The 25343-nt window shown below is 41.3% G+C and carries 26 protein-coding genes; 22 read left to right on the top strand and 4 right to left on the bottom strand.

The genetic code is table 11. From position 1 onward, the window contains the following. Positions 1 to 9: 9 nt before the first annotated feature. The 3 genes from FTU13_RS03170 to FTU13_RS03160 are packed head-to-tail and all read left to right on the top strand — an operon-like array spanning position 10 to position 5088. Positions 10 to 1674, top strand: a complete 1665-nt coding sequence (locus FTU13_RS03170; protein WP_111884775.1) for an OmpP1/FadL family transporter — start codon at positions 10 to 12, stop codon at positions 1672 to 1674. Between the two features lie 14 nt (positions 1675 to 1688). Continuing rightward, positions 1689 to 3050, top strand: a complete 1362-nt coding sequence (gene filE, locus FTU13_RS03165) for a putative pilus assembly protein FilE (protein ID WP_180126085.1) — start codon at positions 1689 to 1691, stop codon at positions 3048 to 3050. A 22-nt stretch (positions 3051 to 3072) separates the two neighbouring features. Beyond that, positions 3073 to 5088 (top strand): hypothetical protein, encoded by a 2016-nt coding sequence (locus FTU13_RS03160; RefSeq protein WP_180126087.1) that lies wholly within the window; start codon positions 3073 to 3075, stop codon positions 5086 to 5088. 68 nt (positions 5089 to 5156) lie between these two features. On the opposite strand, the gene FTU13_RS03155 is transcribed toward FTU13_RS03160, so the two are convergent. Continuing rightward, the gene (locus FTU13_RS03155; RefSeq protein WP_180126340.1) at positions 5157 to 5705 is read right to left on the bottom strand and encodes an NUDIX hydrolase; all 549 of its coding nucleotides are present in this window, start codon (positions 5703 to 5705) and stop codon (positions 5157 to 5159) included. A gap of 126 nt (positions 5706 to 5831) precedes the next feature. Here FTU13_RS03155 and FTU13_RS03150 point away from each other — a divergent pair, with 126 nt between their 5' ends. From FTU13_RS03150 to FTU13_RS03110, 9 genes are all read left to right on the top strand, one after another. Then, positions 5832 to 6440 carry a CoA pyrophosphatase gene (locus FTU13_RS03150; protein ID WP_078192365.1) on the top strand — a complete coding sequence of 203 codons (609 nt, stop codon included), beginning with the start codon at positions 5832 to 5834 and terminating at the stop codon, positions 6438 to 6440. A 35-nt stretch (positions 6441 to 6475) separates the two neighbouring features. Then, positions 6476 to 7006, top strand: a complete 531-nt coding sequence (locus FTU13_RS03145; RefSeq protein WP_180023099.1) for a gamma carbonic anhydrase family protein — start codon at positions 6476 to 6478, stop codon at positions 7004 to 7006. A 163-nt stretch (positions 7007 to 7169) separates the two neighbouring features. Continuing rightward, entirely contained in the window at positions 7170 to 7835 is a 666-nt protein-coding gene (gene tsaB / locus FTU13_RS03140) for a tRNA (adenosine(37)-N6)-threonylcarbamoyltransferase complex dimerization subunit type 1 TsaB (RefSeq protein ID WP_180023100.1), read from the top strand. 12 nt (positions 7836 to 7847) lie between these two features. Next, complete coding sequence (locus FTU13_RS03135) at positions 7848 to 8672, top strand: undecaprenyl-diphosphate phosphatase (protein ID WP_078191179.1); 825 nt, start codon at positions 7848 to 7850, stop codon at positions 8670 to 8672. Next, entirely contained in the window at positions 8666 to 9484 is an 819-nt protein-coding gene (locus tag FTU13_RS03130) for a class I SAM-dependent methyltransferase (RefSeq protein WP_218955093.1), read from the top strand. Before FTU13_RS03135 ends, FTU13_RS03130 begins: the two co-directional genes overlap by 7 nt. Positions 9485 to 9609: 125 nt before the next feature. Next, the gene (locus tag FTU13_RS03125) at positions 9610 to 11001 is read left to right on the top strand and encodes a C13 family peptidase (RefSeq protein WP_180021433.1); all 1392 of its coding nucleotides are present in this window, start codon (positions 9610 to 9612) and stop codon (positions 10999 to 11001) included. 28 nt (positions 11002 to 11029) lie between these two features. After that, complete coding sequence (fghA, locus tag FTU13_RS03120) at positions 11030 to 11875, top strand: S-formylglutathione hydrolase (RefSeq protein ID WP_180126089.1); 846 nt, start codon at positions 11030 to 11032, stop codon at positions 11873 to 11875. A 131-nt stretch (positions 11876 to 12006) separates the two neighbouring features. Continuing rightward, entirely contained in the window at positions 12007 to 13113 is a 1107-nt protein-coding gene (locus FTU13_RS03115; protein ID WP_180126091.1) for a YjgN family protein, read from the top strand. A 14-nt stretch (positions 13114 to 13127) separates the two neighbouring features. Next, entirely contained in the window at positions 13128 to 14189 is a 1062-nt protein-coding gene (locus FTU13_RS03110) for a M48 family metallopeptidase (RefSeq protein ID WP_180126093.1), read from the top strand. A 31-nt stretch (positions 14190 to 14220) separates the two neighbouring features. Here FTU13_RS03110 and FTU13_RS03105 read toward each other — a convergent pair whose 3' ends face one another. Next, the gene (locus FTU13_RS03105) at positions 14221 to 14517 is read right to left on the bottom strand and encodes a DUF2218 domain-containing protein (RefSeq protein WP_180126095.1); all 297 of its coding nucleotides are present in this window, start codon (positions 14515 to 14517) and stop codon (positions 14221 to 14223) included. A gap of 606 nt (positions 14518 to 15123) precedes the next feature. On the opposite strand from FTU13_RS03105, the gene rpe reads away from it, so the two are divergent. The 9 genes from rpe (at position 15124) to FTU13_RS03060 (ending at position 22578) form a co-directional block, all read left to right on the top strand. Further along, positions 15124 to 15810 (top strand): ribulose-phosphate 3-epimerase, encoded by a 687-nt coding sequence (gene rpe, locus FTU13_RS03100; RefSeq protein ID WP_078192356.1) that lies wholly within the window; start codon positions 15124 to 15126, stop codon positions 15808 to 15810. A gap of 615 nt (positions 15811 to 16425) precedes the next feature. Next, entirely contained in the window at positions 16426 to 16941 is a 516-nt protein-coding gene (locus FTU13_RS03095) for a hypothetical protein (RefSeq protein ID WP_180126097.1), read from the top strand. Positions 16942 to 16987: 46 nt separating this feature from the next. Beyond that, positions 16988 to 18970, top strand: coding sequence for a multicopper oxidase domain-containing protein (locus FTU13_RS03090; RefSeq protein ID WP_180126099.1), 1983 nt, complete (start codon positions 16988 to 16990; stop codon positions 18968 to 18970). Then, on the top strand, positions 18957 to 19949 hold the full coding sequence (locus tag FTU13_RS03085; RefSeq protein ID WP_180134424.1) for a copper resistance protein B: 993 nt from the start codon (positions 18957 to 18959) through the stop codon (positions 19947 to 19949). The genes FTU13_RS03090 and FTU13_RS03085 overlap by 14 nt, the downstream gene beginning before the upstream one ends. A gap of 302 nt (positions 19950 to 20251) precedes the next feature. After that, positions 20252 to 20569, top strand: a complete 318-nt coding sequence (locus FTU13_RS03080) for a multidrug efflux SMR transporter (protein ID WP_180126102.1) — start codon at positions 20252 to 20254, stop codon at positions 20567 to 20569. 56 nt (positions 20570 to 20625) lie between these two features. Next, positions 20626 to 20943 (top strand): quaternary ammonium compound efflux SMR transporter SugE, encoded by a 318-nt coding sequence (gene sugE / locus FTU13_RS03075; RefSeq protein WP_078191206.1) that lies wholly within the window; start codon positions 20626 to 20628, stop codon positions 20941 to 20943. A gap of 37 nt (positions 20944 to 20980) precedes the next feature. Next, the gene (locus tag FTU13_RS03070) at positions 20981 to 21463 is read left to right on the top strand and encodes a methylated-DNA--[protein]-cysteine S-methyltransferase (RefSeq protein ID WP_168378519.1); all 483 of its coding nucleotides are present in this window, start codon (positions 20981 to 20983) and stop codon (positions 21461 to 21463) included. Positions 21464 to 21502: 39 nt separating this feature from the next. Continuing rightward, positions 21503 to 22156 (top strand): nuclease-related domain-containing protein, encoded by a 654-nt coding sequence (locus FTU13_RS03065; RefSeq protein ID WP_180126104.1) that lies wholly within the window; start codon positions 21503 to 21505, stop codon positions 22154 to 22156. Positions 22157 to 22218: 62 nt separating this feature from the next. Then, complete coding sequence (locus FTU13_RS03060; protein ID WP_180126105.1) at positions 22219 to 22578, top strand: SseB family protein; 360 nt, start codon at positions 22219 to 22221, stop codon at positions 22576 to 22578. Between the two features lie 101 nt (positions 22579 to 22679). Here FTU13_RS03060 and FTU13_RS03055 read toward each other — a convergent pair whose 3' ends face one another. After that, positions 22680 to 23612 carry a tRNA-dihydrouridine synthase gene (locus tag FTU13_RS03055; RefSeq protein ID WP_180126107.1) on the bottom strand — a complete coding sequence of 311 codons (933 nt, stop codon included), beginning with the start codon at positions 23610 to 23612 and terminating at the stop codon, positions 22680 to 22682. Positions 23613 to 24060: 448 nt separating this feature from the next. Here FTU13_RS03055 and FTU13_RS03050 point away from each other — a divergent pair, with 448 nt between their 5' ends. After that, positions 24061 to 24270 (top strand): cold-shock protein, encoded by a 210-nt coding sequence (locus FTU13_RS03050; protein ID WP_067761877.1) that lies wholly within the window; start codon positions 24061 to 24063, stop codon positions 24268 to 24270. Between the two features lie 133 nt (positions 24271 to 24403). Here FTU13_RS03050 and FTU13_RS03045 read toward each other — a convergent pair whose 3' ends face one another. Further along, positions 24404 to 25213: an inner membrane protein YpjD gene (locus tag FTU13_RS03045; RefSeq protein WP_078191164.1), complete on the bottom strand. Its 810-nt coding sequence runs from the start codon at positions 25211 to 25213 to the stop codon at positions 24404 to 24406. Positions 25214 to 25343 lie beyond the last annotated feature (130 nt).

Raw genomic sequence — 25343 nt, 5'->3', positions numbered from 1 at the left:
GGCTGTCGTATGCGTAAAATTCGACTCAGCCCACTTTTTAGTGCGATCGTTTTAACGGGCTGTTCTAGTGCTGCTTTTGCACAATTGGGTACCAACCTTTCAGTTGATGTACGGTCACTTGCATTAGGGAATGCAGTAACTGCTGATCCTCCGGGGATTAGTGCCGTGCATTTTAACCCTGCAGCATTAACGAAAATTGAAGGTTTGCAAACCGATATGCAGGGGATCATTGCAAACTTTGATATTCAACGTGAATTTACCGTCCCTGCGGGTTATAACGTCTTTGGTTATTCTGATGACCCAATGGTCTGTAATGATGGCCCTGAAGTAACGGCAGATATATGTACGGACTTTAAAGATAAGGTTTCTGGTGATGTTGAATATGCATCCCTATATGTACCTGTCTTAAAAAAGATGGTGGATTTTGGTGCTGGACAACCCATTGCCGCGCCAACGATGGGAATTGCCTACAATCCACCAGGTTCTAAAGCAACATTTGCATCAGCCGTTTATGCGCCTTTGATTGCGGGTTTTGGTGCTGAAAATGGCAACCCAGGTAATTTCATGGGGCAACAAGTTGCTCTAGAGCGTATTACTTATCTATCGCCAACTGTGGGTTATCAAGTTAGTGATGAGTTATCGATTGGTGGTGGTGTAGGGATGTCCTATCAAGCCATTGGATTGAAATCTGACCTGCGATTTCCCAATGAGTTGATCGGCATGTTAAGGATGATTGATGAAGTCGTCTGTACGCCATTCAAAGAAAATTCGGACATTATTACCGACATCTTGCTATTGGGAATGTGTAATACCGAAGAAGGGATGAATCCATTTGGCAAATTTGGTCAGATGGAATTGGCTTTAGAGCAGTCACTGAGCCCAAGTTATAACTTAGGGGTTTTGTGGGAGCCACGCGAAGATTTTAGTTTTGGTATGGTGTACCAAAGCGCTGCGAAAATGCGCATGAAAGGCCGTTATCGCATTCATAATGCAAAAGCGCCTCAGGAGATGATTAAGGGATTAATGTCATCACCAACAGGTCAAATTTTAGCTGCCATTTTAGGTTTCCCAAATGCCGTGCCTAACTCGGAGTCGGGTTTGGTTTCGATGGATTTTGAGTATCCACAGCACGTACAGGCCGGGATCAAATATAAGGTCATGCCTGATTTACAAATCAATTTTGATGTGGGCTGGACCGATTATCGTGCTTGGGACAAATTCCGTTTTGAATTCGACCGTCAAATTTCAGCGCTGAAAATTGCAAAATTATTATCTGAAAATGTGACCGATAATTCTTTGGCCTTACCTTTGAAATTTACATCGCCTTGGAACTGGGGTATTGGTATTGAATATTCTGCAACAGATCGTTTGAAATTACGTGCAGGCTATGAACCACGAAGTACGTCTATTCCTGATGGTAAGCGAAATACCATGGTCCCAATTAATGGTGCGCAGCTCTTTGGTATGGGGATTGGATATCGTTTTGATGCAGATACGGATTTAGATTTATCAATCGGCTTTTTACGCAGTAAAGATAACATTCCAGCGAATACTAGTAGTCTTGCAAACTTAACCGGTGTGAATAACTTACTTTTAAACCCATATGCTGGACTGAATGTAAAAACCGATACGAAAATCACCATCCTAGGATTAAATTACAGAACTCGTTGGTAGGATAAGTAGACAGAATGAAAAGGATTTTATTCATAAAAACGTTACTTGCACTGTCTGTGGTGCAAGTGTCGTATACCAACGCTGGGGCGTTTCATACCATTATTGGGCCTGATGGGCGCCCAATGGTGGTACAAGTGCAAGAAAAACCAGCAAAGAAACCTAAAGAAAGTCCAACTGCTAAAACGATAGACTCTCAACCTGTACAACAACCTGTACAACAAATTATTCAACCATCCGTAAGCATTAGTCCGTCTCAAACCAAGACACCGATGACACATCAAACGAGTCCAACAGCACAGGCTGTTGGACCGATGGATTCTCAACATTTAAGTATACGCGAGCCGGAAAAACGGGATGAAATTAAAGCTGTCACAGTAGATAAAATTAATGACGTCTCAGGGGATAAAGTTCCCAAACCTGAAAAGTCAGCACAAGCTTCAGATATTTCAGCAAAAGTGGTGCCTTCAACAGCATGGACAGAAAAGTTACAGCAATCAGAGCTAACCCAACCTCGTGAAGCGTATCAGCCCAAAGTTCTAGCTGAAAAAGATAAACCTGTCGTTGAGAAAAAGATCCTTGCTGAGAAAGTAGTCAGTACTGATCAATCCGTACGATCTTCAGGTGAAAACTTAGAAAATAATCCTTCAAAACAATCGGCTAAGGCAAAACAAGAGCAAGGCTTTTCGACCATGGCTGGTGAAAAGTATGTCAATAATGAATATCTTGAAGATAAAGAGTTTAACTTAGAAGGCAAAAAGCGCTTTTACACCATGCCCGAAGGCGTTATTGACAGCAAGATGGGGCAAACGCGGATGCAAACCATTGAACGTGAAAAAGGTGTCAGTCGCTCCGTCATTGATAATTTATTTAAACGTAATCAACCCGAAGATACAGGCCCGATCACTTTGGCCACATCGTATTATCGAGTCTCACAAGCTGACACCATCCAAGGTTTAGGTCAGCAATGTTTTTCGAATAAAAAAATGAAGAAAGCCAAAGAGCTCGACTTAGCTCAAGATATTAACTTATGGCCTCGAGCGCCTTTATCAGACGAATTTGACTATGAAGTCGTAAAACTAAAATCACCATTACAAAATATTCGTATACATTCATTTGCATCCAAAGTACAAAATCCTACATTTTATTGGCCATTTGCGGTATTTTTAGACAAAAATGGATGTGTCATGGAAGGCGCAGGTGGATTCAAAAATAACCAAGGTGAAGCGGATCATCTTTACCATGAAAAAATTGAAGGCGTGATTCAAGTGCCTAAAGGTAGCCAGTATTTATTTTTAACGCCTTTAGCAACAGCAATTGACGTCGATGGTCGCGTATTAACCAATCAAGGCCAACTTAAATTAACAGCAATCCGTTAAGGACATAAAAAAGAGAATTAGGATGAAAAATAAAATTTTATTACCGTTTGCTTTAACGGCATTGGTTGCAGCGCTCAGTGGCTGTGGCGGTGAAAGTGCAAATGTGAATCCTGAAATTTATGATACCAGTACAACCAATGGTACTTGTAAAAGTAATACCGAAGGCTGTGTTGAGTTCGTTTTAGATTATCCAATTGAAGGTCTGAATTTTAATTGTTCGAGCGACGTTAAAAATACCTACATTACTTTATTTGATCTAAAAGAAGGTGTTTCGACAGGTGCTTGTAAGATTGGTGATACGGTGACTTTCTTTGTCCAAGGTGAAAAATCACGTCGAATTGATTTGGGTAAAGTAGATTTGAAGCAAATTTCCAATGTAGCCAGTGGTACGACACCTCCACGCTTGACCTTATTGGATTTGGCAGCTGGCATCGCGGGTAAACCTGCTGCAACGATTTCAAATACCGACGCAACGGTTAAAGTGGCCATGCGTTTGGCTAAAATTATTCAAGCCTTGGCGTTGAAAAATAACAGCGCAGTTACAGCTACAGATATCCAAGCGGTTTATATCAACAATGCAGATAAAGTATTGATTGATCAAATCACGCGGAATGTCGCGACAGCAGATTTTAGTATCAGTTCAGATACGGAATTTAATGACCTGTTTACACCTTGGCTAGACCTGTCCGAAGTCAGCAATGAAAATGCATTTACCTTAGTTTCAAAACTCATGAATATCTCAACGGCTGCGGTATATCAGCCTGAGTTTGCGTTATTTTCAACTGATGGCGTAATTACCAATGCCAGTGGTTCAAATGGACTGGTCGGCTGTGACAAAAATGAATGTTTGCCGACCGATAGTTCAAAAGTCAATTTATTTGGTCATTTCATGTTAATGACGGACCGCCAAGGTATGACGTTTGGTAGTGGTTTACAGTGGAAGGGCAAAGTTGATCAACAGTTGAGTACCATTGGTGGTGTGAATGTCTTGCTCTTGACGCAGGTTCGACCAACACGTTTAACAGCAACGCCACAGGACAATTGGATCGATCCGCTTACCAAGCAAATTGATAAACCTGGCATTCTGGGTTTCCGTTTTGATGCAGAAGAAACCAACTCTGGCCCGCTGATTATTAAACAAGGGACGCTACTTGCCGACAAAATGGTGGTCGGTACGGGTGGAAGTTTATATAAAACGTTAATGGCCAAAAAAGATGATTATGTTCTGACGGCCGATGATAAGAAAAAATTAGGTCTTTGGGAGCAAAACATTAACCAAGTGCAATTTAAAGGCACGATGGATTTATACAAGCTTTATCCGCTGTCGTATTTAGACAAAAAAGTCTTTAAGTCTGTTGAAAATGTTGCTGCTGGACAAAATTATATCTTCCCGTTGTATGCAGATTTAACCTTTAAATTTACCGATACTTCGATTAAAACAGTGAAATTGGGTGTGGTGATTGACCGTAATGGTGATATTCGCACAAATATAAAATCTGGCGTGCCAGACGATGTATTTACTCGTCAAGATAGCCAAATTGTCGACTTGTCTACACACGCGACGGAAGGCTGTAGCGGAAAAGATGTGCTTGACCCACTGTTAATGAAAGATGATAAAGGTGTACAGCAATATCGTATCGGAACGACAACCCGTACCTTTACGCCTGAAGGAAATATCAATCCAAATACCATTTCGATTCGTATGATTTTAGCTGACCCATATTTCCATACGCTTGATGGCGCGCTGATTGGAATGAACTCAAGTGTGAAAACTTCAGCGGATACATCAATGGTTGTAGGCGGTGCTTTAGTGCAGTTACACAATATGATTAATGCCAATGCAGGCACACGTCCCTCTGGCGTTGCTTTGACAGATTCGGATAATAAAGTGGTGAAGTGGGGGAATAGTTTGGCCAGCTTTAGTTATATTTATAGCTTAAAGAATCCAAATGATACTGCTGCGGCTCAAACGGCGAAGTTAAGCGGTGGTGATATTTCTTTAGAGTTGGCCCCGTGTTACACCATCAAGGCAAAATAATCATCAAATATGAGTAAAATAAAAAAGCCCATCTTATGATGGGCTTTTTTAATTAAGAGATCTGTAAATTAACCTGTGTGATCGAGTCGCGTACCGAGGGTTTCGAGATGCATTGCAAACTGACCTGTTTTGCGGTCAGCAAAATAATGCCGCAGCGTTCTTTCCACACTAGGAAAGGCTAAATCATCCCAAGGAATATCTTCTTCACTAAATAATCGTGATTCAATGGTTTCATCACCCGCACCAAACTCTCCATTGATTAGTTCAGATTTGAACAAGGCATAAATTTGCCCAATACGGGGAATGTTATACATGCAATACAGTTGCTCAATGTTGACTTCTGCTTCGGCTTCTTCGCGAGTCTCACGTGCTGCGCCTTGCTCCATTGTCTCATAGAGTTCCATATAGCCAGCGGGTAATGTCCACAGCCCATAGCGTGGCTCAATCGCTCGACGGCAAAGTAAAACTTGATTGTCCCAAACGGCTAAAGCACCACAAATGACTTTAGGATTCACATAATGAATAAACCCACATGCGGTACAAATACGGCGTATCTGATGATCTCCAAGCGGGATCGCTTCTTTTGTTTTTTGTCCGCAGTTTGAGCAAAAGTTCATATTCATCGTCATGGATTGTGTGAACCGTCAGAATAACTTAAAAATAAAACTTTGGCATCATTTCTAACCAGCTTGGCCGAAATTCAGCTATGATGACAACAAGATAATTATAAGGATGTAATGTGGATGGATGAGGGTTTATTGACTCAGCGATTGCAGCAAAGTTTACGTTTTTCTAAGCGTATTCAACCTGCGCATGCTGCTGTATTGATTGCGATTACCCAAGAAGATAATCCACGCATTTTATTGACCCGCCGCTCACTCTATATGAATAATCATGCCGGTGAGGTGTCCTTTCCCGGTGGCAAACGTGATGCCCAAGACACCAGTAATATCGTGGTGGCGTTAAGAGAAGCTCAAGAAGAAACCGCTCTAAATCCATTTGATGTGCAACTTTTGGGTGATTTACCAATGCAAAAAGCACGGAATGGAATGTTAGTTAAACCGATCGTGGGATTGATCCCGCCTGACGTAAATTTGATACCTCAACCCACTGAAATTGACCGTATTTTTTTTGCATCATTAAGACAGCTTTTAGAAACACCGCCAACGCCATATGAAGTTCGTTTTGCCCAGCAATCGCTTTATTTTCCCAGTTTAAGAATCGAAAACGAAATCGTATGGGGCTTGACTGCACGGATGCTGATTTCCTTATTTCAATATGGTCTGAATTATCAAAAAGAATGGCCTTTTTTATTAAATTCTCCTTCATTTCATTTGGGCCGTGAGCCATAAATCATTTTTAGAAAGTCAAAATAGGATGTTTGATCATGTTGTACAAATTTCAAGGATATAGCCCGAAAGCCACGCATCAACCTTGGGATGGTTGGGTTGCAGAAAATGCAACGGTCATTGGGCAAGTTGAATTAGGCCGAGAAGTGAGTGTCTGGTTCGGAGCCGTCATTCGAGGGGACAACAGTCGTATCAAACTGGGTGATTTTACCAATGTACAAGAAAATGCGGTGCTGCATACCGATGCGGGCATTGAAATGATCATTGGTGATTATGTCACGATTGGGCATCAAGCCATGCTACACGGATGTACCGTAGGTGATAATAGTCTGATCGGAATCAATGCCGTGGTCCTAAATCATGCTGTGATTGGTAAAAATTGCATCATTGGTGCGAATGCTTTAATTCCAGAAGGGAAGGTGATTCCGGATAATTCTGTTGTGATGGGTTCACCGGGTAAAGTCGTCAAGACTTTAGATGAACAAGCCGAAGCACGTCTAAAAATGAGTGCCATGCACTATGCCGCTCATTTTAAAAATTTTACTCAACTCGAAGTCGCTGAACTTTAGAACGCTATATATGGCAAGCAAAAGAGCCTCGACGTTTGTCGAGGCTTTTTTTATAGATTAAATATAGAAAGCGCTGTGTCTGAGGTGGAAAATCTCGCGAACTGCGATGGAGTGGAGTATCATATTCAACGTTTTTTAAGATTAAATTTAATTAAGGTTGCGCATGAAATTACTGGCATTGGAAACTGCCAATGAGCAGTGTTCCGTCTCGATTGTAGATGAAACTCAAGAGCTTTATTTTCAACTCGATTTACGGGCAAAAGCGCAGACGCAAACCATTCTCCCAATGATTGAGCAAGGGCTTAATCAAACTGCTATTGAGTTAGCGGATTTAAATGCAATTGCATTTAGTCGTGGGCCTGGCTCATTTAGTGGTGTTCGTATTAATGCAGCGGTAACACAGGCTTTGGCATGGGCCAATGACGTACCTGTTGTTCCAGTCTCGACTTTGCAAGCTTTGGCTCAAGCGGCGCATCGTCTACATGGTTTGACTGAAGTAACAGCAGTCCTTGATGCTCGCATGCAAGAAGTGTATATCGCAAGCTATCAACTCGATGCCAATGGCATTATGCAGGCTGTAGATGAAGAACAATTATTAAGTTACGCAGATGCCACACCACAGATCAAATTTACTGTCGTGGGTTCTGGTAGTGAGCTCATTCAATCAGAACAAACACAATACAAAGACTTAAGTGCAACAGCACAAGATATTGCTACTATTGCCCGCGAAGCGGCGCAAAGAAAAGCATGGGTGAGTGCTGAACTTGCATTGCCCGTATATTTACGAGATAACGCCTGGAAGAAAATTTCAGAACAAGGCAAGCCATAATTAGGGTTATATATGGATCTTCTACTGCTGCTCAAAGCGGCAATCATGGGTATTGTTGAAGGTATTACCGAATTTTTACCGATTTCAAGTACAGGGCATTTAATTCTGGCTTCAGAATTAATGAACTTTTGGACCAAAGAAAAAAGTGATGTTTTCGTGATCGCAATTCAAATGGGTGCGATTGCGGCGGTGATTTATGAATACTGGGGCCGCCTGTGGGGCGCAGCAACCGGTATGGTGACTGGTGAAGAAAAAGGTCGCCGTTTAGGTTTTGGCTTAATTCTCGCTTCGATTCCAATCGTGTTGATTGGTTTGACGTTTGGTCAGACGGTGAAAGAACTGCTGTTCAATAACATTGCGATTGCTATGGGGTTGATTATCGGTGGTTTGATCATTATTTGGATCGAAAAAAATCCACCGCAGGTGCGTGCAAAAGAAGTAGAAGATTTAACCATTAAAGATGCGATTTGGATTGGTTTAATTCAAGTTTTGTCTTTAATTCCAGGGACTTCACGTTCAGGTGCAACCATTATTGGTGCTATGTTCTTGGGTGTTTCCCGTAAAGCAGCCACTGAGTTTTCATTCTTTTTGGGTATTCCTGTTATTGTCGGTGCAGGTTTACTGGATTTATATCAAAGCTATGATGTATTTCAAGGCACTCAAGATTGGACTGTGATCGCCGTTGGTTTAATCGTTTCATTTGTCTCTGCATTGATTTTAATTCGTGCGCTTGTCGCTTATGTGGCAAAACGTGATTTCATGATTTTTGCGTGGTATCGAATTGTTTCAGGTTTATTGATTTTATTGTTCGCATTTACAGGCTGGAAATTATGGTAAGCGAAATCCGCTTATACACAGAACAAGAGTTTCATGAGAAAGCACAGCAGTATTCTGCTGTGCTTTCTTCACGTGGTGTATCTGTAAATATTGAATTGATTGAAAAATTAAACGCGCGTTTTTTACGTTTAAACTCTGAACTCAGTTTGTGTGTCGATGCAGATGGTTTGTGGTTAGCGGCCAATGGCATGAAGATGCAACCCGATTGGAAAGCAGAAGTGGGGCGTTTAAAGCGAGCATCCTTAAAGTCTGAGATGATTGCACGTGCGTGTAATTTGGCTGAAAAGCCACAGCTTGTGGATGCAACCGCAGGGCTAGGGCACGACAGTCTATTGATGGCCCATTTGGGTGCGCATGTGACCCTTGTGGAACGTCATCCGATTTTATTTACCCTATTGGAAGACTCACATCAACGTGCGCAGCAAGATGCGTTTTTAAGTTCGGTTGTGGCACGAATTGAATTGGTCTTTTCAGATTCGGCAGATTATTTGAAACATTTATCGACGATCAATCAAATCTTTGATGTGGTTTATCTCGATCCGATGTTTCCACAGCGAGATCAAAACCAGCAAGCCGTCAAAAAGCAAGCTCAGGTCAAAAAACAAATGCAATTATTGCATTTACTGTTACCTGAAGATGGTGAAATGGATTTAGGTGATAATTTACTGGATTTAGCACAAAAAATTGCTAAACGTGTCGTGGTTAAACGTCCACGATTGGCGGTTTTTTTAGCGAATCAAGAGCCGCAACATCAGTGGCAAGGTGATGCTTGTCGCTTTGATGCATATTTCCAACATGATCTTGTGACTTAAAATGATATTTGCTTCAATATTGTTCAAAGATTTGTTATATAGTTAAAAAATAGCATTGCTAAAAACGACATCAGGCATAAAATTATTTGTGCAATTAAGCGAGCCAAGGCCACCATTAGAACTCTATGATTGATTTCAAACCCTCCATCAATTTTTGGCATGATTTTAAAAGCAACCAAACTGCGGGGATGTGGTTATTTTTTGGGTCTCGTCGTTCTTTACAAATCGTTCGTCCATCGATTTTACAATTGGTGTTTTGGGGGATTTTAGGTGGTTGTGCTAACAGTTTATTTAGTTGGCTGAGCACGGGGCGTATTGGTGAATTTAACGCTCAAGGTCTTATAAGTTATGCATTGTGGCCATTTATTGCTTTAATTGTGGGGATTTTCCTATCACAACGTGTAAATAATCCACGGTTAATGCTGGTCCCTGCATTGCTTTGGTTGGTGCTTGATACGCACATCATGTTGTTTCAATGTTTGATTCAATATTTGGGAGATCTCGATTTTCTCCCATACTTTCTGTATGACTACATTCCAACGTTATTCATTATTCTATTTGTTTGGCAAAGTTTGGCTGTCGTTTGGGTGTTTTCACGTGAGCTGAAATGGCCATGGTGGGAGCGAGCACTGATTATGGGTGCGACGCTATTTACTTTGGTCGTGTGGCAAGTCTCAGTCAAAGATCAGCCGATTTGGAAAGTAGAAGAAGTTCCTCCAAGCTTTGCTGAAGATGCATTTTATGCACAAAGCCGTTTACTCAATAAATCCTTGGACGCAGTGGAATATGGTGAATTTGCCCAATCCCATTGGTACTTCTTAGGGGTGGCAGGTGCGAGTTATCAAGATGTCTTTAAACTGGAAATTGAACGGATTAAAGAACAGTTTGATACACGTTTTGGCACCTATGGGCGTTCGGTTGAGCTTATCAATAACCCTGCAACGCGCACTGAAATTCCGCTGGCATCTAAAACCAGTATGGAGTTGGCGCTGCGTCGTATTGGTCAGCAGATGAACCGAGAAAGTGACGTCTTATTTTTATATATGACCTCACATGGTTTACCGAATGTCTTTGAAATGGAAAATGCACCTTTGGATTTGGCGCAAGTCGATCCTAAATGGTTAAAAGAAGCCTTGGATGCATCCGGAATTCGTTGGCGTGTGATTGTGATTTCTTCATGTTATTCAGGCAGTTTTATTCCAGCACTGCAAAATGATAATACTTTAATCATTACAGCATCGGCAGCTGATCGACAGTCTTTTGGCTGTTCGAATGAAGCTGAATACACCTATTTTGGTCGTGCGTTCTTTGACCAGGCGATGCGTGAGCAGACCAGTATTCAAGCGGCATTTAATGAAACCAAAGCGACTGTAGCGAAATGGGAAGCCGCGCAAGGTTTCGAACCTTCTGAGCCACAGTGGTCGATGGGGAAAAACATGGCATTAATGTTGCCTCAATTAGAACAACGATTGTTCCCGCCGACAACTACTGCACCGGCTACGACGGTTACGCCTTAAAAGATTAAAAAAGTTTAGGATAAAGATCATGGAATTAGTACAACGAAATACTTGTTTTGCGGGTGAGCAGCGCATTTATCAATTGGATTCTTCAAGTCTAAAGACCACGACAAAGTTTGGTATTTTTCTGCCAGAAGCAGCCTTACAAGGCCAAGCGTGTCCTGCATTGTTTTATTTGGCTGGATTAACCTGTACTGAAGAAACCTTTGCCATTAAAGCGCATGCACAGCGTTTAGCTGCGCAGCTCGGCCTGATTTTAATCAGCCCTGATACTTCTCCACGTGGGGAACAGGTAGCACAAGGTGATCATTGGGATATTGGGCAAGGCGCAGGTTTTTATATTAATGCAACGGAACAACCGTGGGCCGAGCATTATCAAATGGAACGTTTTCTTACTGAAGAATTGTACGCGCTAGTGCAGGCAGTATTTCCGCTACAAAAAGGTGCGATTGGCATATTCGGACATAGTATGGGCGGTCATGGTGCATTAACTTTAGCGTTGAAACATCCTGACCTGTTTAAATCGGTTTCTGCTTTTGCACCGATTTGTGCGCCGAGTCAGTGTCCATGGGGCGAAAAAGCTTTTAGTCAATATCTAGGTTCAGACCGTCAGCAATGGTTTCAGCACGATGCTACAGCTTTAGTGCAAACCAAAGGGGCTTTGTTTAAAGCCATTTTGATTGACCAAGGCATTGATGATCAATTTTATAGCCAGTTAAATCCGGCGTTGTTTCAGCAAGCGTGTGAGCAAGTTGGGCAGCCACTCGAACTGCGTGAACATGCAGGCTATGATCATGGTTATTATTTTATTCAAAGTTTTATGGACGATCATTTGCAATTTCACGCTGTCCAATTGCAAACAGTAGTTCATTAATCTAAAAGCCAGTGGTTAAAAATATTGAGGCATAACTTGCTTTGATATACGTATAAATAAAGCATGGTGATGAGCATTGCCATGCAGATGAATAAATTCGACATACCAAAAAAAAATAATTTAGGGTACTTATGCAAAATTCACAAATGGAAACGCCGCTTCCGCCAGAGCTGCCCGTGATGAATCCACCGAGTCTATTTGGTGAGACAGAACAGGCTGATGTCTTGGGACGAAATTATCATTTTAGGTTCAAAGGTAATGCGTCTGAATATTTCGGTATTTGGATTGTGAATATCTTACTGACGATTGTCACGCTTGGACTTTATGCGCCTTGGGCAAAGGTCCGCCGTTTACGTTATTTTTACGGTAATACTTGGGTATTTCAGCGTCGTTTTGATTTTACTGGTTTGCCTACAAAAATTTTAGTTGGACGAATCATTGCGTTAGTGGTCTATGGTGGTTTCTCTTTTGCTATAAAGTATTCTTGGGAAGCTTTCTTAGCGGGATTTGTCCTGATTTTCTTTGCGGTTCCTTGGCTTATTCGATCTACGATTCGTTTCCGTGCTCGCAACAGTAAATTTAGTAATAGCCGATTCTTTTTTTCAGGGACGAATAAAAGCGCGTATTGGTGTTTTGTCAAATGTCTTGCGGTGGTTGTCTTTACCCTTGGTTTGTTTACACCAGTTGCGGTCTGGCTATATAAACGTGAATGTCTGAATCATTTGTATCTGGGGCAGTTGAAATTTAATCTGAATAATACTTGGGGCGATTATATGCGTGCCATGTATGTGCCTTTATTTCTGTTTATGGGCTTTGGTGCATTGCTGGCGGTGATCTTTGCGATATTGTTTGGTAGCTCAGATGGTTTAAATGACGCATCTTACGTCTTCATTATTTTTGGGATGTATTTGATTGGCTATATGTTTATTTGGCCACTCACAGCTGCACGTATTTTTATTACCACATGGAATAACACTACGTTGAGCCGCAGTCAGTTTCATACGGACTGTAATCAATGGCGCTATGCATGGATTGTCTTGAGTAATTGGTTGGCTAAAGTGGTTAGCCTCGGTTTACTGACACCATGGGCAGTTGTTCGACTATATAAATATCAGACAGAATCTTTGCATTTAATGTTGGTCGATGATCCTGACCAATTACAAAATCAAATGCAGCAAGATCACAATGCGATTGCTGAAGAATTATCCGATATTTTTGACCTAGATATTTCCTTATAACGTAGGTGAATTACATGAAAACATCAGTAGTGAATGCAACCTATTATGATGGGAAAGTGTCAAAACCCTTTGTTGCTCAAATCAGCGCAGATGGGGAACATGCTGTGATTGTGCGTTATGGTCAAGACCTAGAACAAACGCAGCACTACACCTATCAAGATATGACGCTGATCGGTGCTTTAGGTGATATTCAGCCAGTGATTGAGTTAAAGGATGATGCTCGTTTAGAGTTTCATCAACCCTTGCCAGAGTGGTTTAATCTCGACGTAAAGTCGCGTTGGCATTCGATTTGGAAGTTGGAGCGTTCACCCTCCTTAATCATTTTTAGTGTGATTTTCGTGGTGGCGTTTGCTTTTGTATTGATTAAATGGGGCATACCAGCAGCGTCACATGTGGTGGCCAATCAACTGCCTGAGACAGCGTTAAAGAGTTGGGGGGATCAGGCGGAAAAATATATTATCGATATAACTGAACCCACAAAATTGCCACAAGCACGTCAAGACAAGTTAAAGCAAGAATATCAACAATTGGTGGCTGAAAATCGTCCTGCGAAGTTGTTATTCCGCGGTGGTGGCAGTATCGGTGCAAATGCATTGGCGATACCCAATAACACCATTATCGTGACAGATGAGTTGGTTAAATTAGCGAAAAATGATTATGAGTTAATTGGTGTGCTTGCACATGAGCAGGGGCATTTAGTTCAACGCCATAGTTTGCAGCAAAGTTTGTCAGGTTTAGGCATCAGTATTATTTTGTTGATGATCACAGGGGATGGCTCTGACATTCTTACCAGTTTACCGGTTGCTGCGGTGGGTGCGAGTTACTCACGAGACTTTGAATCTGAAGCAGATTTATATGCCGTAAAACAACTTTCAAAACATCAAATTCCAACGGCACATTTTGCAAACTTCTTACAACGTATGGAAGATGAAGCTGATGGTGAAACAGCAAAAGAGAAAGGTGCAGAGGATGAAACTGCAAAAGATCAGAGATCTTGGACAGACTTCTTTGAGTCACATCCAGCGACGAAAGCCCGTATTGATGCAGTTAGAAATTATCAATCACATCAGCATTGAGTGAAAGGCTTTGACAATATGGCGACGTAGACTACGGTTCACGTTGCCATGTTGCACTGAGTTCTTCTTGCCCCATGCGGATCAAATGATCTAAAACCACATGTTCCAATAGATCTAGATTTGCACTTGGATCTTGGGCTGAAATCACCACATCTAAAAAAGCAGCTTGTGGTAAAAGACTGACCTCTGCAGAGGGCAGTTGAATCTTGAATGCAGTATTTTCTCCAATGAGCTGTTCATTGACTTCAAATTTATGTTTCCAATGATTGACTAAGCGTTTAGCAACACGTGCTGCTTGGGCGGTGGTGATTTGTGTTGAACTTTTCATAAATGCAATTTTATTATTAAGCCGTCAGTCCTTTAACTTAGCAAAGTACATAGATGCTCGTTAAGTCTAAATATGCAACGCTGTGTTTCTATCCCTGAGATCTTTATCCATATTAATCACTGATGTTACGTAAGCAAAAAATAATTTTGCATTTTTTAAAATGATATTTAAGTCAATTCGACGGAGTCTTACATCTAGGACTTAAATAAAGGGATTAGCCTTCGGCTGGAGGTACTCTTACGAAACGATGTTTCTCATTAGGCAAAATGAGAAGCGAAGCTTCGCAAGGAAACCATCTTGCGGAGCAATGCTCCTCACCGCAAAACTCGCTCTCTAGCGTCTATTTATTTAAAGTATTGCAAAAAAAAAATTTGATGAGAAGTCGTTCTATCTCAAACAATTGCGGATGACGTTACCGCGTATCGTTTTTTATTTGAATCAAATTTCGCTTCTGATATTACTAAGTAACATCAGTTCATCCTAGGTTTTTTTATTATAGAGATATCAATCATCAGTATCGAAAAAACGACTTAGGGCGTGGGCAGCGAATAGGGGGACAATTTGCTATAATGCGTCAATCACTCCCTTTTCAAAGCTAGGTTTTTCATGTCCAAGCCATTCTTAATCGCACCTTCAATTTTGTCAGCAGACTTTGCGCGCTTAGGTGAAGAAGTTGAAAACGTTCTAGAAGCAGGTGCAGATGTTGTTCATTTCGATGTCATGGATAATCATTATGTACCGAACTTAACTTTTGGTGCGGGCGTTTGTAAGGCATTGAAAAAATACGGCATTAAGGCGCCAATTGATGTACATCTAATGGTTTCACCGGTAGACCGTATGATTGGTGATTTCTTGGAAGCTGGCGCAGATATCATCACTTTCCACCCAGAAGCGACTGACCACATTGACCGCTCTTTACAGTTAATCAAATCTGGCGGTGCGCAAGCGGGCTTGGTGTTTAACCCTGCGACACCTCTGCATTATTTAGACTACGTTTTAGATAAAGTTGACCAAGTCTTGTTGATGAGTGTGAACCCAGGTTTTGGTGGTCAAAAGTTCATTCCAATGACCTTGGAAAAGCTGCGTCAAGCACGAAAAATTATTGATGCTTCAGGTCGTGATATTCGCTTAGAAGTGGATGGTGGTGTTACTCCAGCCAATATTCGTGACATTGCTGAAGCCGGTGCAGACATGTTTGTTGCAGGTTCAGCGATTTTTGGTAAGCCTGATTATAAAGCTGTGATTGATGACATGCGTTCAGAGTTGGCAAAAGTGCATGCTCAAGAGGCTTAAGCCTTTGGGTATAAGTTATTCCTCACTTGTGGATAACTATATGGATAACTGTATGGATATCTGTGTAGATAACTATATGGATAACTTGGGTAAATTATAAACGATTGTGCATCAATGGTTTAATAATTAGACGTATTAAGTATAAAAAGGACTCAATTGAGTCCTTTTTTTTATGGGGTAAAGTGTTTGAAATGCTGTATGTTTATTAATCTATGGTAAATAATTAATCAGTTTAAAAAATAACTTTTATGTTTTAACTGGAAGATATGCGCTGATTTTTATGACAGCGCAATAAATTTAAAACTGTTGTGAATAACTGCACAATTAATTATGCTGTTAGCAACTATTGAGATACGCTGCGACTGGCAAAACACATCATCGATCGCACTAGATAGTGCTTTTAGATATTTCTGAATGTATCGTTCATGATGGATAAATCGGTCGAGCTGCATGTCATGTTGATACAAATGTCATGTGATTGCATTTGAATCGTAAATAATATCATCATGGTGTTTCATGCGGATTTCGGCTGAGCTGATCGCGTGATGTTTCTAAAGATGTGTTAATAGGGATATATTGTCACAGTGCATCATTGGGTTGAATTAGGATACTAAATTGTTTAATTTTTTGCGTAAGCATCTTGGCTTTGCTTGGCTCATGGCATTTGTCATGGGGTGGAGCAGTGTGGTCAGTGCACAGCAAAATTTTCAACATCAACAAATGATGACAGCGAATGCCCATCAGGCACCAGTTCATGCAGCACATACTGATCCTTCACGTTCAAATATAGCAAATTGCCATCAAAATCAGCGGCAAGCTGTTCCTGAGCATGCAGCACATCATGGTAAGCAGACGACACCAGAAGTCTTTTCAATGATGGATTGTCATCAATCTTTAGATGCGACATCTGCACTGCAAGATGGTCAGGCGCATCATTCAACGACACAAAGTGCAGACTGTCAGGACTGTACACTCGCACATTGCCAAATCAGTACCTCTTATGTCGATAGCGCCTTGGTCGCATTGCAGACCTTCCATGTGCATCACTATGCAGAACCCCCTCGTTTCATTTTTGCTGGACAGCATTTAAAAGGCTTTTGGCAAGAAATTCTAAGACCCCCGCAAGCTTAACCTGAGTTTTAAATACGTTTTTTCGTTATTTTATAAAGGTTAAGTCATGTCTAATTTATTTAAATCAGGCCTCGTGCTCGGGGTATGTCTGCTGTCACCAACGTGGGCGTTTGCAGCCATTAAAGAATATCATCTGAATATTGATGAAAAGACCATCAATTTGACTGGTAAAGCGGTCAAGAAAATCAGCGTCAATGGTCAGTTTCCAGCACCATTACTGGAGTTTGAAGAAGGCGATGATGCGGTCATCCATGTGCATAATCAGCTCAAAAAACAAAATACCTCAGTGCATTGGCATGGTCTATTGCTGCCCGGCTTAATGGATGGTGTACCCGGCTTTAATGGTTTCAATGAAATACAGCCTGATGGTAGCTTTACTTACAAATTTAAAGTCCGTCAAAGCGGAACCTATTGGTATCACGCGCATTCCAAAGGCCAAGAACAAGACGGGTTGTATGGCGCTTTGGTAATTTATCCGAAAGGTAAACAAGCACTTGCCGCACATGAACAGACGCAACGTGATTATGTGGTCATGCTGTCGGATTTTCATGAATCATCTAGCGCTCAGATTATGGCAAATCTGAAAAAGTCTGCCGAATACTATCAAAATCAGCGTGAAACAGTTTCAGATGTATGGACGCAAATTCAACGAACAGGTTTAAAAAACACTTGGCAAGATCGTTCGATGTGGAATCAGATGCGAATGCTGAAAACGGATTTGTCTGATGTCACGGGTTATACGTTTTTAGTGAATGGCAAAACACCACAGCAGAACTGGACGGGGATGTTTAAGCCCAATGAAAAAGTCAGACTTCGTTTTGTAAATGCTGCGGCCATGTCGTTTTTTGATGTGCGCATTCCTCAGCTCAAAATGACGGTGGTCAGTGCAGACGGCCAAGCGGTCAAGCCGGTCGCTGTGGATGAATTCCGAATTGGTGCTGCGGAAACCTACGATGTGATCGTAGAGCCTAAATCTGCGCACTATCAGATAGAGGCTGAGTCGATCGATCGGACAGGATTTGCGATCGGTACATTACATGATGAAACTCAGCCTCAGCACACAGGCATTCACATGCCAAAAGCACGACCACGCGCTTTGCTGACCATGGAAGATATGGGGCATGGTTCAATGGCAGGTATGGATCATAGCAATATGGAGCATACGGCTACAGGTTCAACCCAAACTTCAGCAATCCAGCAAGCGAATGCTCATGAGTACAGCGCGCATACTGTCAATCCGTCAAATATTCAGCCGAAACAAGTTCATGATCATGCAGCTATGGGACATGACATGGACCATTCTCCAGTGACTGCGCATACTATTATGCAGCATCCAGATATGCATAAACAGAATATGTCTGATTCAGCGCATGCCAATATGGATCATAGTGTGATGGATCATTCATCTATGAACCACTCCTCAATAAACTCATCCATGAAACATGATATGCATACAGCGATGGAGCATGCACAGTCTAAAGAGGAGAAGCAGGCAGTTGAAAATTCAGCAACGGTTATGGGTTGGGCCAATGCATCAACACCTATGGGTGATAAGGCACTGCAATATAGTGATCTAAAAGCGTTAACCCCGCAGCCTGATACACGTGAACCGACGCAAGATTTGGTCATTCATTTGGGAGGAACGATGGAACGCTATATGTGGACCATGAATGGCAAAAAATTCAGTGAAGCTGAACCACTAAAGGTGAAATATGGTGAGAGAATCCGACTGAAATTTGTCAATGACAGCATGATGGCGCATCCGATGCATTTACATGGCATGTTTATGCAATTGGAAAATGGGCAAGTATCTTCTGAAATGCCAAATAAGCATACGGTGATTGTGCCGCCGGGGAAAACTGTCACGGCTCTGTTAACGGCTAATGAATTAGGGGAATGGGCGATTCATTGTCACTTGCTGTATCACATGTCCGCAGGGATGATGAATAAACTTGTGGTCGCAAATGTCGCGGAGAATACTAAAACAGCATCTGTGCCGAAAAAGGAGGTGTCTCATGCGCATCATTAAATCATGCACATATACAGTACTGAGTTTAGGTTTGGCATCGGTCACTCAAATGACCATGGCGCAAGATGCACATCACAGCATGTCGATGTTAGCTCAACATGAGTCGCATTCCTCACATGATTCGTCGCATCAAGTGATGCAAACAAGGATCGAATCGAACAAGATGGAGCATACTGCAGAACATGCAGAACATGCAGAACATGCAGAACATGCAGAACATGCAGAACATGCAGAACATGCAGAACATGCAGAACATGCAGAACATGCAAATGCATCATCTATTGCGTCACGTGCTGCTTCTGCGCAGCACCCTGTTGATCATAAGCGTGAACATGGTGGACAGATTTATCAAGCGACTGAGATAGACAATCGATGGCTCAATAATGCCGATGGCCGTGGAAGTTTAAAGACCGAAATTGAGAGTCGAATCGGGACCGATGAAAATAAGCTCTTCATCAAATTACATGCGGATAAAGCAGAATCTCAAGATGCAGATTATGCGGCTCAATTGATGTATAGCCGTATGATCTCCGACTTTTGGGATGCGCAAATTGGTGCGCGTTATCGGGTCGATGAACATCAAGTGACGGACAAAGAACAGTTAGATGCTGTGGTGGGTTTGCATGGTCTGGCACCGTATTTCTTTGAAACCGATGCTTATTTATATCTTGGTGCAGATAAACAGGTCAGTTTTTCTTTAGAAACCGAACGTGATTTGCTGCTGACCCAAAAATTGATTTTAAAACCATATTTGAACCTAGATGTGGTGCTGAGTGATGACTCTGCTTATGCACAAAAAACAGGACTCAGTTCTGTATGGCTAGGGCTAGAAACACGCTATGAAATCAATAAAAAGCTGATGCCATTTATCGATGTTGCTTACAGCTACGAAAAAGGAAATCAGCATACGGCATGGCAAGCTGAAACTGGAAGTGAAAAACAATGGTGGTATGGCGCAGGGCTTCGTCTGAAGTTCTAATCGGCGAATAGACCAAATAAAGAGGGCATCATCAATAGGTTTTGGTGATGCCTTTTTTTTATGTCTGAATCTATCCTTTGAACAGACATGCCATGTTTTGGCGCAATTCATCTGTGCAAGTTTTTTTATTAACTGAATAACGCCCTGAATTTGGTCAAAAAATGTAAAGACTGCACTAAAATTCAGCATATTTGCTATACTGAGACAATATTCGGAGGAACGACCTCCCTTACATCTTTGTTCAAAGCCAGTAAGAAAAATCGTCAGGACGACCTGACTCTACTAATATGGAGGAAGGCATCATGGCCTGGGTTGTTCTAGTATTCGCTGGTATTTTTGAAATCGTTTGGGCCTATTCGATGAAGCTCTCAGAAGGCTTTACAAAACTTGGCCCAAGTTTAGTTACTTTATTTTTTATGATCCTGAGCTTTGGTTTATTGGCCTATGCCATGAAAACGTTGCCTCTGGGAACAGCTTATACCATTTGGACAGGAATCGGCGCGATTGGCTCATTTCTTGTGGGTATTTTTATACTGGGTGAGCCTGCAACTGCCATGCGGATGTTAGCCGCAGTACTGATGATTTCTGGTCTAATCTTGATGAAATTATCTTCAAGTTAATATGTTCTAAAGCACAGAGGTAAAAGCCTTTTGTGCTTTTTTTTATGGGTAAAAATATGGCTTGGGTTTTATTAATTGTAGCGGGATTGCTTGAGGTGGTCTGGGCATATTGTATGAAAGTCTCTGAAGGCTTTAGCAAACTGACGCCAAGTATTTTGACCATTGTTTTCATGATCGCAAGTTTCGCTTTGTTGTCTTATGCAATGAAATCCTTACCGCTGGGTACAGCCTATACAGTATGGACAGGCATTGGTGCAGTGGGTTCATTTATCCTCGGCATCGTTGTATTGGGTGAGCCTGCCAATGCCATGCGTATGCTAGCTGCGGTCCTGATTATTTCAGGACTAGTCTTGATGAAATTATCGTCCTCCTGAATAATGAAGTGCTGCGATTTTGAGCTTGGAGTATCTCATGCAACTTTCTTATCAGTTTTTAGATTCACCCGTTGGACAATTAAAACTTGTTGCACATGAAACCGCATTGGTGGCTGTCCTTTGGGAAAATGAAAATCCAAATCGTGTGCGATTGGCGGCTTTGGTTGAAGATCTACAACACCCGATTTTGCTCAAAACCGCACAGCAATTAAATGAATATTTTGCGGGTAAAAGACAGCAATTTGACTTGCCGCTAGACTTTGAAGGTACCGCATTTCAGCAACAAGTTTGGCAAGCTTTATTGACGATTCCTTTTGGAGAAACTCGCAGCTATAAACAAATTGCAGAGCAGATCGGCAATGTCAAAGCCGTACGTGCTGTCGGTGCAGCCAATGGTAAAAATCCAATTTCAATTATTGCACCCTGTCATCGTGTCGTGGGCGCAAATGGAAAATTAGTGGGTTTTGCTGGTGGTCTAGAAAATAAAGAAATATTGTTAAAAATTGAGAAATTACAATAAAATAGAAAATATACTTATTTAAAATAATGAATCAAATCGATGAATATTTCTCAATTTTTTGCACCCCTCATTTCGACGTTGTGGTGGTTAATTCCATTGTTACTGATTGTGGGGGCAATCAAAGCATTTAAACCTTATTTAAAGGGGAAAATGGGGGAGTTTGCTGTCGCTGTTCATGTCAAACTTTATTTGAAAGACCATTATATATTGTTAAATGATTTGACCTTACTAGATGGCGAAGGAGCTACAACTCAAATTGATCATCTTCTGTTAAGCCCATTTGGTGTGTTTGTGATTGAAACTAAAAACTATAAGGGCTGGATTTTTGGGAGCGAGAGACAAAAACAATGGACGCAAAAAATTTATAAAAAAAGTTTTAAATTTCAAAATCCAATTCACCAAAATTATAAACATATGAAAGTGTTAGAACAGGTGTTGAGCGATATTGTGGATAAAGACAATATGCATTCTGTGATTGTTTTTATGCCTGAAGCAGTGTTTAAAACAGAGATGCCGTCGAATGTATTTCGGGGTACAGCTTGGGTGGACTATGTTCAAACCTTTCAGCAACCCGTGATCTCTGAAATGAAACTTAAACGAATACAGTTGCGTTTAGAAAAAGAAATTTTAGAAAAATCGTGGAAAACAAATCGACAGCACGTTGAAGATTTAAATCAACGGCATAATTCATAAACTTCCTGTATGCTGTGGATTGTGAACAGTATCTGACTGATAAAAATAGACGGACAATAACAATGAACGACACGCTTCAACATCTTTATGAATCGACTTTAGATCATCCTGAGCAATACCAAGACTTTTATCAGCAACTTTTAGCCAGCCAAGTATATTGTTTGGGTGAGCGTGATACAGAGCAGCATTTACATTTTCAATTGATGGAAACGGAACAGGGCGAACAAGCCATTCCATTTTTTCTGAGTCTTGCGATGCTTCAACAGGATGTTGGTGCAGATGCAGAGTTTGTCATGATCAGTGCTGAAAAATTATTTGCGATTACCAAAGGCGCAAGCTTGGTGATGAACCCGACTTCGGAACATCCTAAAGAGTTCTTGGCAGATGAGATCGACGCAATTTTAGAGTTTGCCAAACAATAAAGCCTTTGAACACTGTAGGTATAATCAAAGGCTCTGCGGCTACGCTTAGATAGGTGTTTTCACACTTTTTCGTTTTAACATTGGGCGATGTGTTTTAAAACTCAAATACCGGCTTTGAGTTTTTGCACGATTTCATCGAGTGGTTTGACACGTTTTACTTCATCCCAAAGGACTTTGGCTTCTGGGTAATGTTTCGACATCATACCGAGCCATTGTTTATAACGACCGACCATATTCATTTCTTTTTTATACGAGCCATTTAAGAAACGAATTTGTAATCCAAGTAGTTCATGCCATGTAATCAGCGGTTCATCGGTATTACGACGGATACACTGTGTAATGTCAGGAGTGGTCACCGCAGCACGACCAATCATTAGGTCTTCACAACCGGATTCGAGTTGGCACTGTTTGGCATCGGCATTGTTCCAAATTTCACCGTTGGCAATCACATTGATTTTCAATGCTTCACGAATGGGTTGCAACTGATCCCAAAAGGCAGGCGGGGTATAACCATCGGCTTTAGTCCGCGCATGGACTGTAACCCATGCAGCTCCGGCATCTTCGATGGCATGCGCATTTTCCATAGTGAAGTTACGGTCCATATAACCCAAACGCATTTTTGCTGATACAGGAATATGACTCGGAACAGCATCACGCACAGCTTTGACTAACTCATACACCACTTCAGGCTCATCTAGCAGAACTGAACCACCACGGTGGCGGTTGACGGTTTTTGCAGGGCAACCAAAGTTCATATCAATCGCAGGGGCACCAAGTTCTACCGCGCGTACAGCATTTGCCGCGAGCATAGTGGGATTGTTACCTAAGAACTGCACATGAACCGGTGTTCCTGCTGCAGTTTTGCCTTCATTGTTTAGTTCAGGACAATAGCTATGATAAATATGATCGGGCAGGACAGAGTCCGTGACACGGATAAACTCGGTTACACACCAGTCAAAACTCCCCACATGCGTCAACACATCTCGCATAATTGGGTCGGTTAAGCCTTCCATCGGCGCAAGAACAAGTTTCACGGTCATACAGCCAAAAATTGAAAACGGAGTTATACGTGGTTTTGAAAGGGATGTCTAGGTTTTGTGCTTAAGGTGACGCGGAATACGAAATGACAAGATTTTATGTAACTATTTGGTGAAATTAGGACCAAAGTCGTAAAGTATTGACTGACATAAAACTTTAACAATAAAATGAGTAAATACATATGGATAGTAATAATAAGAAGATGGCTTTTACTGTTGTTTTTTAATGGAATCAACAACATATACTGTGCTTGAATCTTTTAAGATTTCATGTATGATGGCTGCAACTAGAAAAAAAGTATTGTTTCGTAAATTTTCTTTAAGTATCGCAGTGTTAGTCATAATCCTTCGTTTTTTACAGAAATGAAGTTCAATTCTTTATTATTTTCCAAGTTATAGTCAGTCATCATCCAATGGCTAAATCAACAAATTAATAGGTATTATTATGTCTAATACAGTTACTGGTACAGTTAAATGGTTCAACGAAACTAAAGGTTTCGGTTTTATTGCACAAGACAACGGTCCTGACGTTTTTGCTCACTTTAGCGAAATCACTGGTTCTGGCTTCAAAACTTTGCAAGAAGGCCAAAAGGTTTCTTTCAGCATCGCTCAAGGTCAAAAAGGCCCGAATGCTGTAAACATCGTTGCTCTATAATTTAGACGTAATGAAAAAAAAGCGCTGTATAGCGCTTTTTTTATGCCAGTTATTTCTGTGTGAATAATCAAGCTATAATAAAGAGAGCCTTAGCTCCCTTCTTAATAAAACTTAAAATCGTTTCATCGTCGACTTAGCGGCCCAAAACCATTTCTAAAATAAACTTAGAACCAATAAAGCCCACTGCCAAGAGACAAAAACCAATGATGGTAAAGCGAATGGCTTTTTGACCACGCCAGCCGAATCGATAATGCCCAATGAGCAAGGCACCATAGACGAACCATGAAATGATGCTAAAGGCAGTTTTATGCGCCAAATGCTGTGCAAAAAAGTTATCGATGGTGAAGAAACCAAACCCAAGCGCCACGGTCAGTAGTGCAAATCCAGCAATCAATAAATCAAATAGCAAAGATTCCATGGCTTGAAAGGATGGAAGCAGGCTCACCCATACACGTTTTTTCTGCTTGTTTTTCAGTTCACGGTCTTGTAAACGCAAAATAACCGCTTGAATAGTTGCCATCAGCAGGACGGCATACGCGGAAAGCGACAAAATAATATGGATATCTAAACCCAGTGAATGTTGCTCTATAAATTGATTTTGTCGACTAAATGCGAAGCCCAAAATCAACCCTGTCGCTGCCACAGGAATGCCCAACAGGTTCATTGCAAGCACAGGTCGATAGGTACTAAATAACACACTGAGTAATAGCATGAGACCTGAAGTAAAAGACATCAGGTTGAACACGTCATAGTTGACACCCATAGGTGTCAACATGTCGTTATATAAAACACCTGCATGCAATAACATGCCTAAACCAAGTACAACACCAATAAACCAATGGTTCGGCGCACGTTTAGACATTAAATGGCTGAATAAATACCAAAAAGACGTGGTATAAGCGATTAATGCTAGGATCGTGTAAACCAAGGGGAGACTGATCATGTCAAACCTTTTTCAGGATGTTGAATATTCATTTATATAAATTCTGCAAGAACTAAAGTATCCTATAGCATTCTATGCATAAATTTTCTATTTTAAGAAACAATTTTTTGCTCATGGCTATTTTAAGCGG

Origin of the sequence: Acinetobacter sp. YH12064, assembly GCF_013419735.1 — a bacterium.
Taxonomy (GTDB): Bacteria; Pseudomonadota; Gammaproteobacteria; order Pseudomonadales; family Moraxellaceae; genus Acinetobacter; species Acinetobacter amyesii.
The sequence above is the reverse complement of the archived record's forward strand: the minus strand, read 5'-3'. Positions and strand labels throughout refer to the sequence as shown.

Excerpts from the sequence above, each read along its gene's own strand:
- FTU13_RS03170 (WP_111884775.1), top strand. The coding sequence starts at position 10 with ATGCGTAAAATTCGACTCAGCCCACTTTTTAGTGCGATCGTTTTAACG.
- filE (WP_180126085.1), top strand. The coding sequence starts at position 1,689 with ATGAAAAGGATTTTATTCATAAAAACGTTACTTGCACTGTCTGTGGTG.
- FTU13_RS03160 (WP_180126087.1), top strand. The coding sequence starts at position 3,073 with ATGAAAAATAAAATTTTATTACCGTTTGCTTTAACGGCATTGGTTGCA.
- FTU13_RS03155 (WP_180126340.1), bottom strand. The coding sequence starts at position 5,705 with ATGAACTTTTGCTCAAACTGCGGACAAAAAACAAAAGAAGCGATCCCG.
- FTU13_RS03150 (WP_078192365.1), top strand. The coding sequence starts at position 5,832 with ATGGATGAGGGTTTATTGACTCAGCGATTGCAGCAAAGTTTACGTTTT.
- FTU13_RS03145 (WP_180023099.1), top strand. The coding sequence starts at position 6,476 with ATGTTGTACAAATTTCAAGGATATAGCCCGAAAGCCACGCATCAACCT.
- tsaB (WP_180023100.1), top strand. The coding sequence starts at position 7,170 with ATGAAATTACTGGCATTGGAAACTGCCAATGAGCAGTGTTCCGTCTCG.
- FTU13_RS03135 (WP_078191179.1), top strand. The coding sequence starts at position 7,848 with ATGGATCTTCTACTGCTGCTCAAAGCGGCAATCATGGGTATTGTTGAA.
- FTU13_RS03130 (WP_218955093.1), top strand. The coding sequence starts at position 8,666 with ATGGTAAGCGAAATCCGCTTATACACAGAACAAGAGTTTCATGAGAAA.
- FTU13_RS03125 (WP_180021433.1), top strand. The coding sequence starts at position 9,610 with ATGATTGATTTCAAACCCTCCATCAATTTTTGGCATGATTTTAAAAGC.
- fghA (WP_180126089.1), top strand. The coding sequence starts at position 11,030 with ATGGAATTAGTACAACGAAATACTTGTTTTGCGGGTGAGCAGCGCATT.
- FTU13_RS03115 (WP_180126091.1), top strand. The coding sequence starts at position 12,007 with ATGCAAAATTCACAAATGGAAACGCCGCTTCCGCCAGAGCTGCCCGTG.
- FTU13_RS03110 (WP_180126093.1), top strand. The coding sequence starts at position 13,128 with ATGAAAACATCAGTAGTGAATGCAACCTATTATGATGGGAAAGTGTCA.
- FTU13_RS03105 (WP_180126095.1), bottom strand. The coding sequence starts at position 14,517 with ATGAAAAGTTCAACACAAATCACCACCGCCCAAGCAGCACGTGTTGCT.
- rpe (WP_078192356.1), top strand. The coding sequence starts at position 15,124 with ATGTCCAAGCCATTCTTAATCGCACCTTCAATTTTGTCAGCAGACTTT.
- FTU13_RS03090 (WP_180126099.1), top strand. The coding sequence starts at position 16,988 with ATGTCTAATTTATTTAAATCAGGCCTCGTGCTCGGGGTATGTCTGCTG.
- FTU13_RS03085 (WP_180134424.1), top strand. The coding sequence starts at position 18,957 with ATGCGCATCATTAAATCATGCACATATACAGTACTGAGTTTAGGTTTG.
- FTU13_RS03080 (WP_180126102.1), top strand. The coding sequence starts at position 20,252 with ATGGCCTGGGTTGTTCTAGTATTCGCTGGTATTTTTGAAATCGTTTGG.
- sugE (WP_078191206.1), top strand. The coding sequence starts at position 20,626 with ATGGCTTGGGTTTTATTAATTGTAGCGGGATTGCTTGAGGTGGTCTGG.
- FTU13_RS03070 (WP_168378519.1), top strand. The coding sequence starts at position 20,981 with ATGCAACTTTCTTATCAGTTTTTAGATTCACCCGTTGGACAATTAAAA.
- FTU13_RS03065 (WP_180126104.1), top strand. The coding sequence starts at position 21,503 with ATGAATATTTCTCAATTTTTTGCACCCCTCATTTCGACGTTGTGGTGG.
- FTU13_RS03060 (WP_180126105.1), top strand. The coding sequence starts at position 22,219 with ATGAACGACACGCTTCAACATCTTTATGAATCGACTTTAGATCATCCT.
- FTU13_RS03050 (WP_067761877.1), top strand. The coding sequence starts at position 24,061 with ATGTCTAATACAGTTACTGGTACAGTTAAATGGTTCAACGAAACTAAA.
- FTU13_RS03045 (WP_078191164.1), bottom strand. The coding sequence starts at position 25,213 with ATGATCAGTCTCCCCTTGGTTTACACGATCCTAGCATTAATCGCTTAT.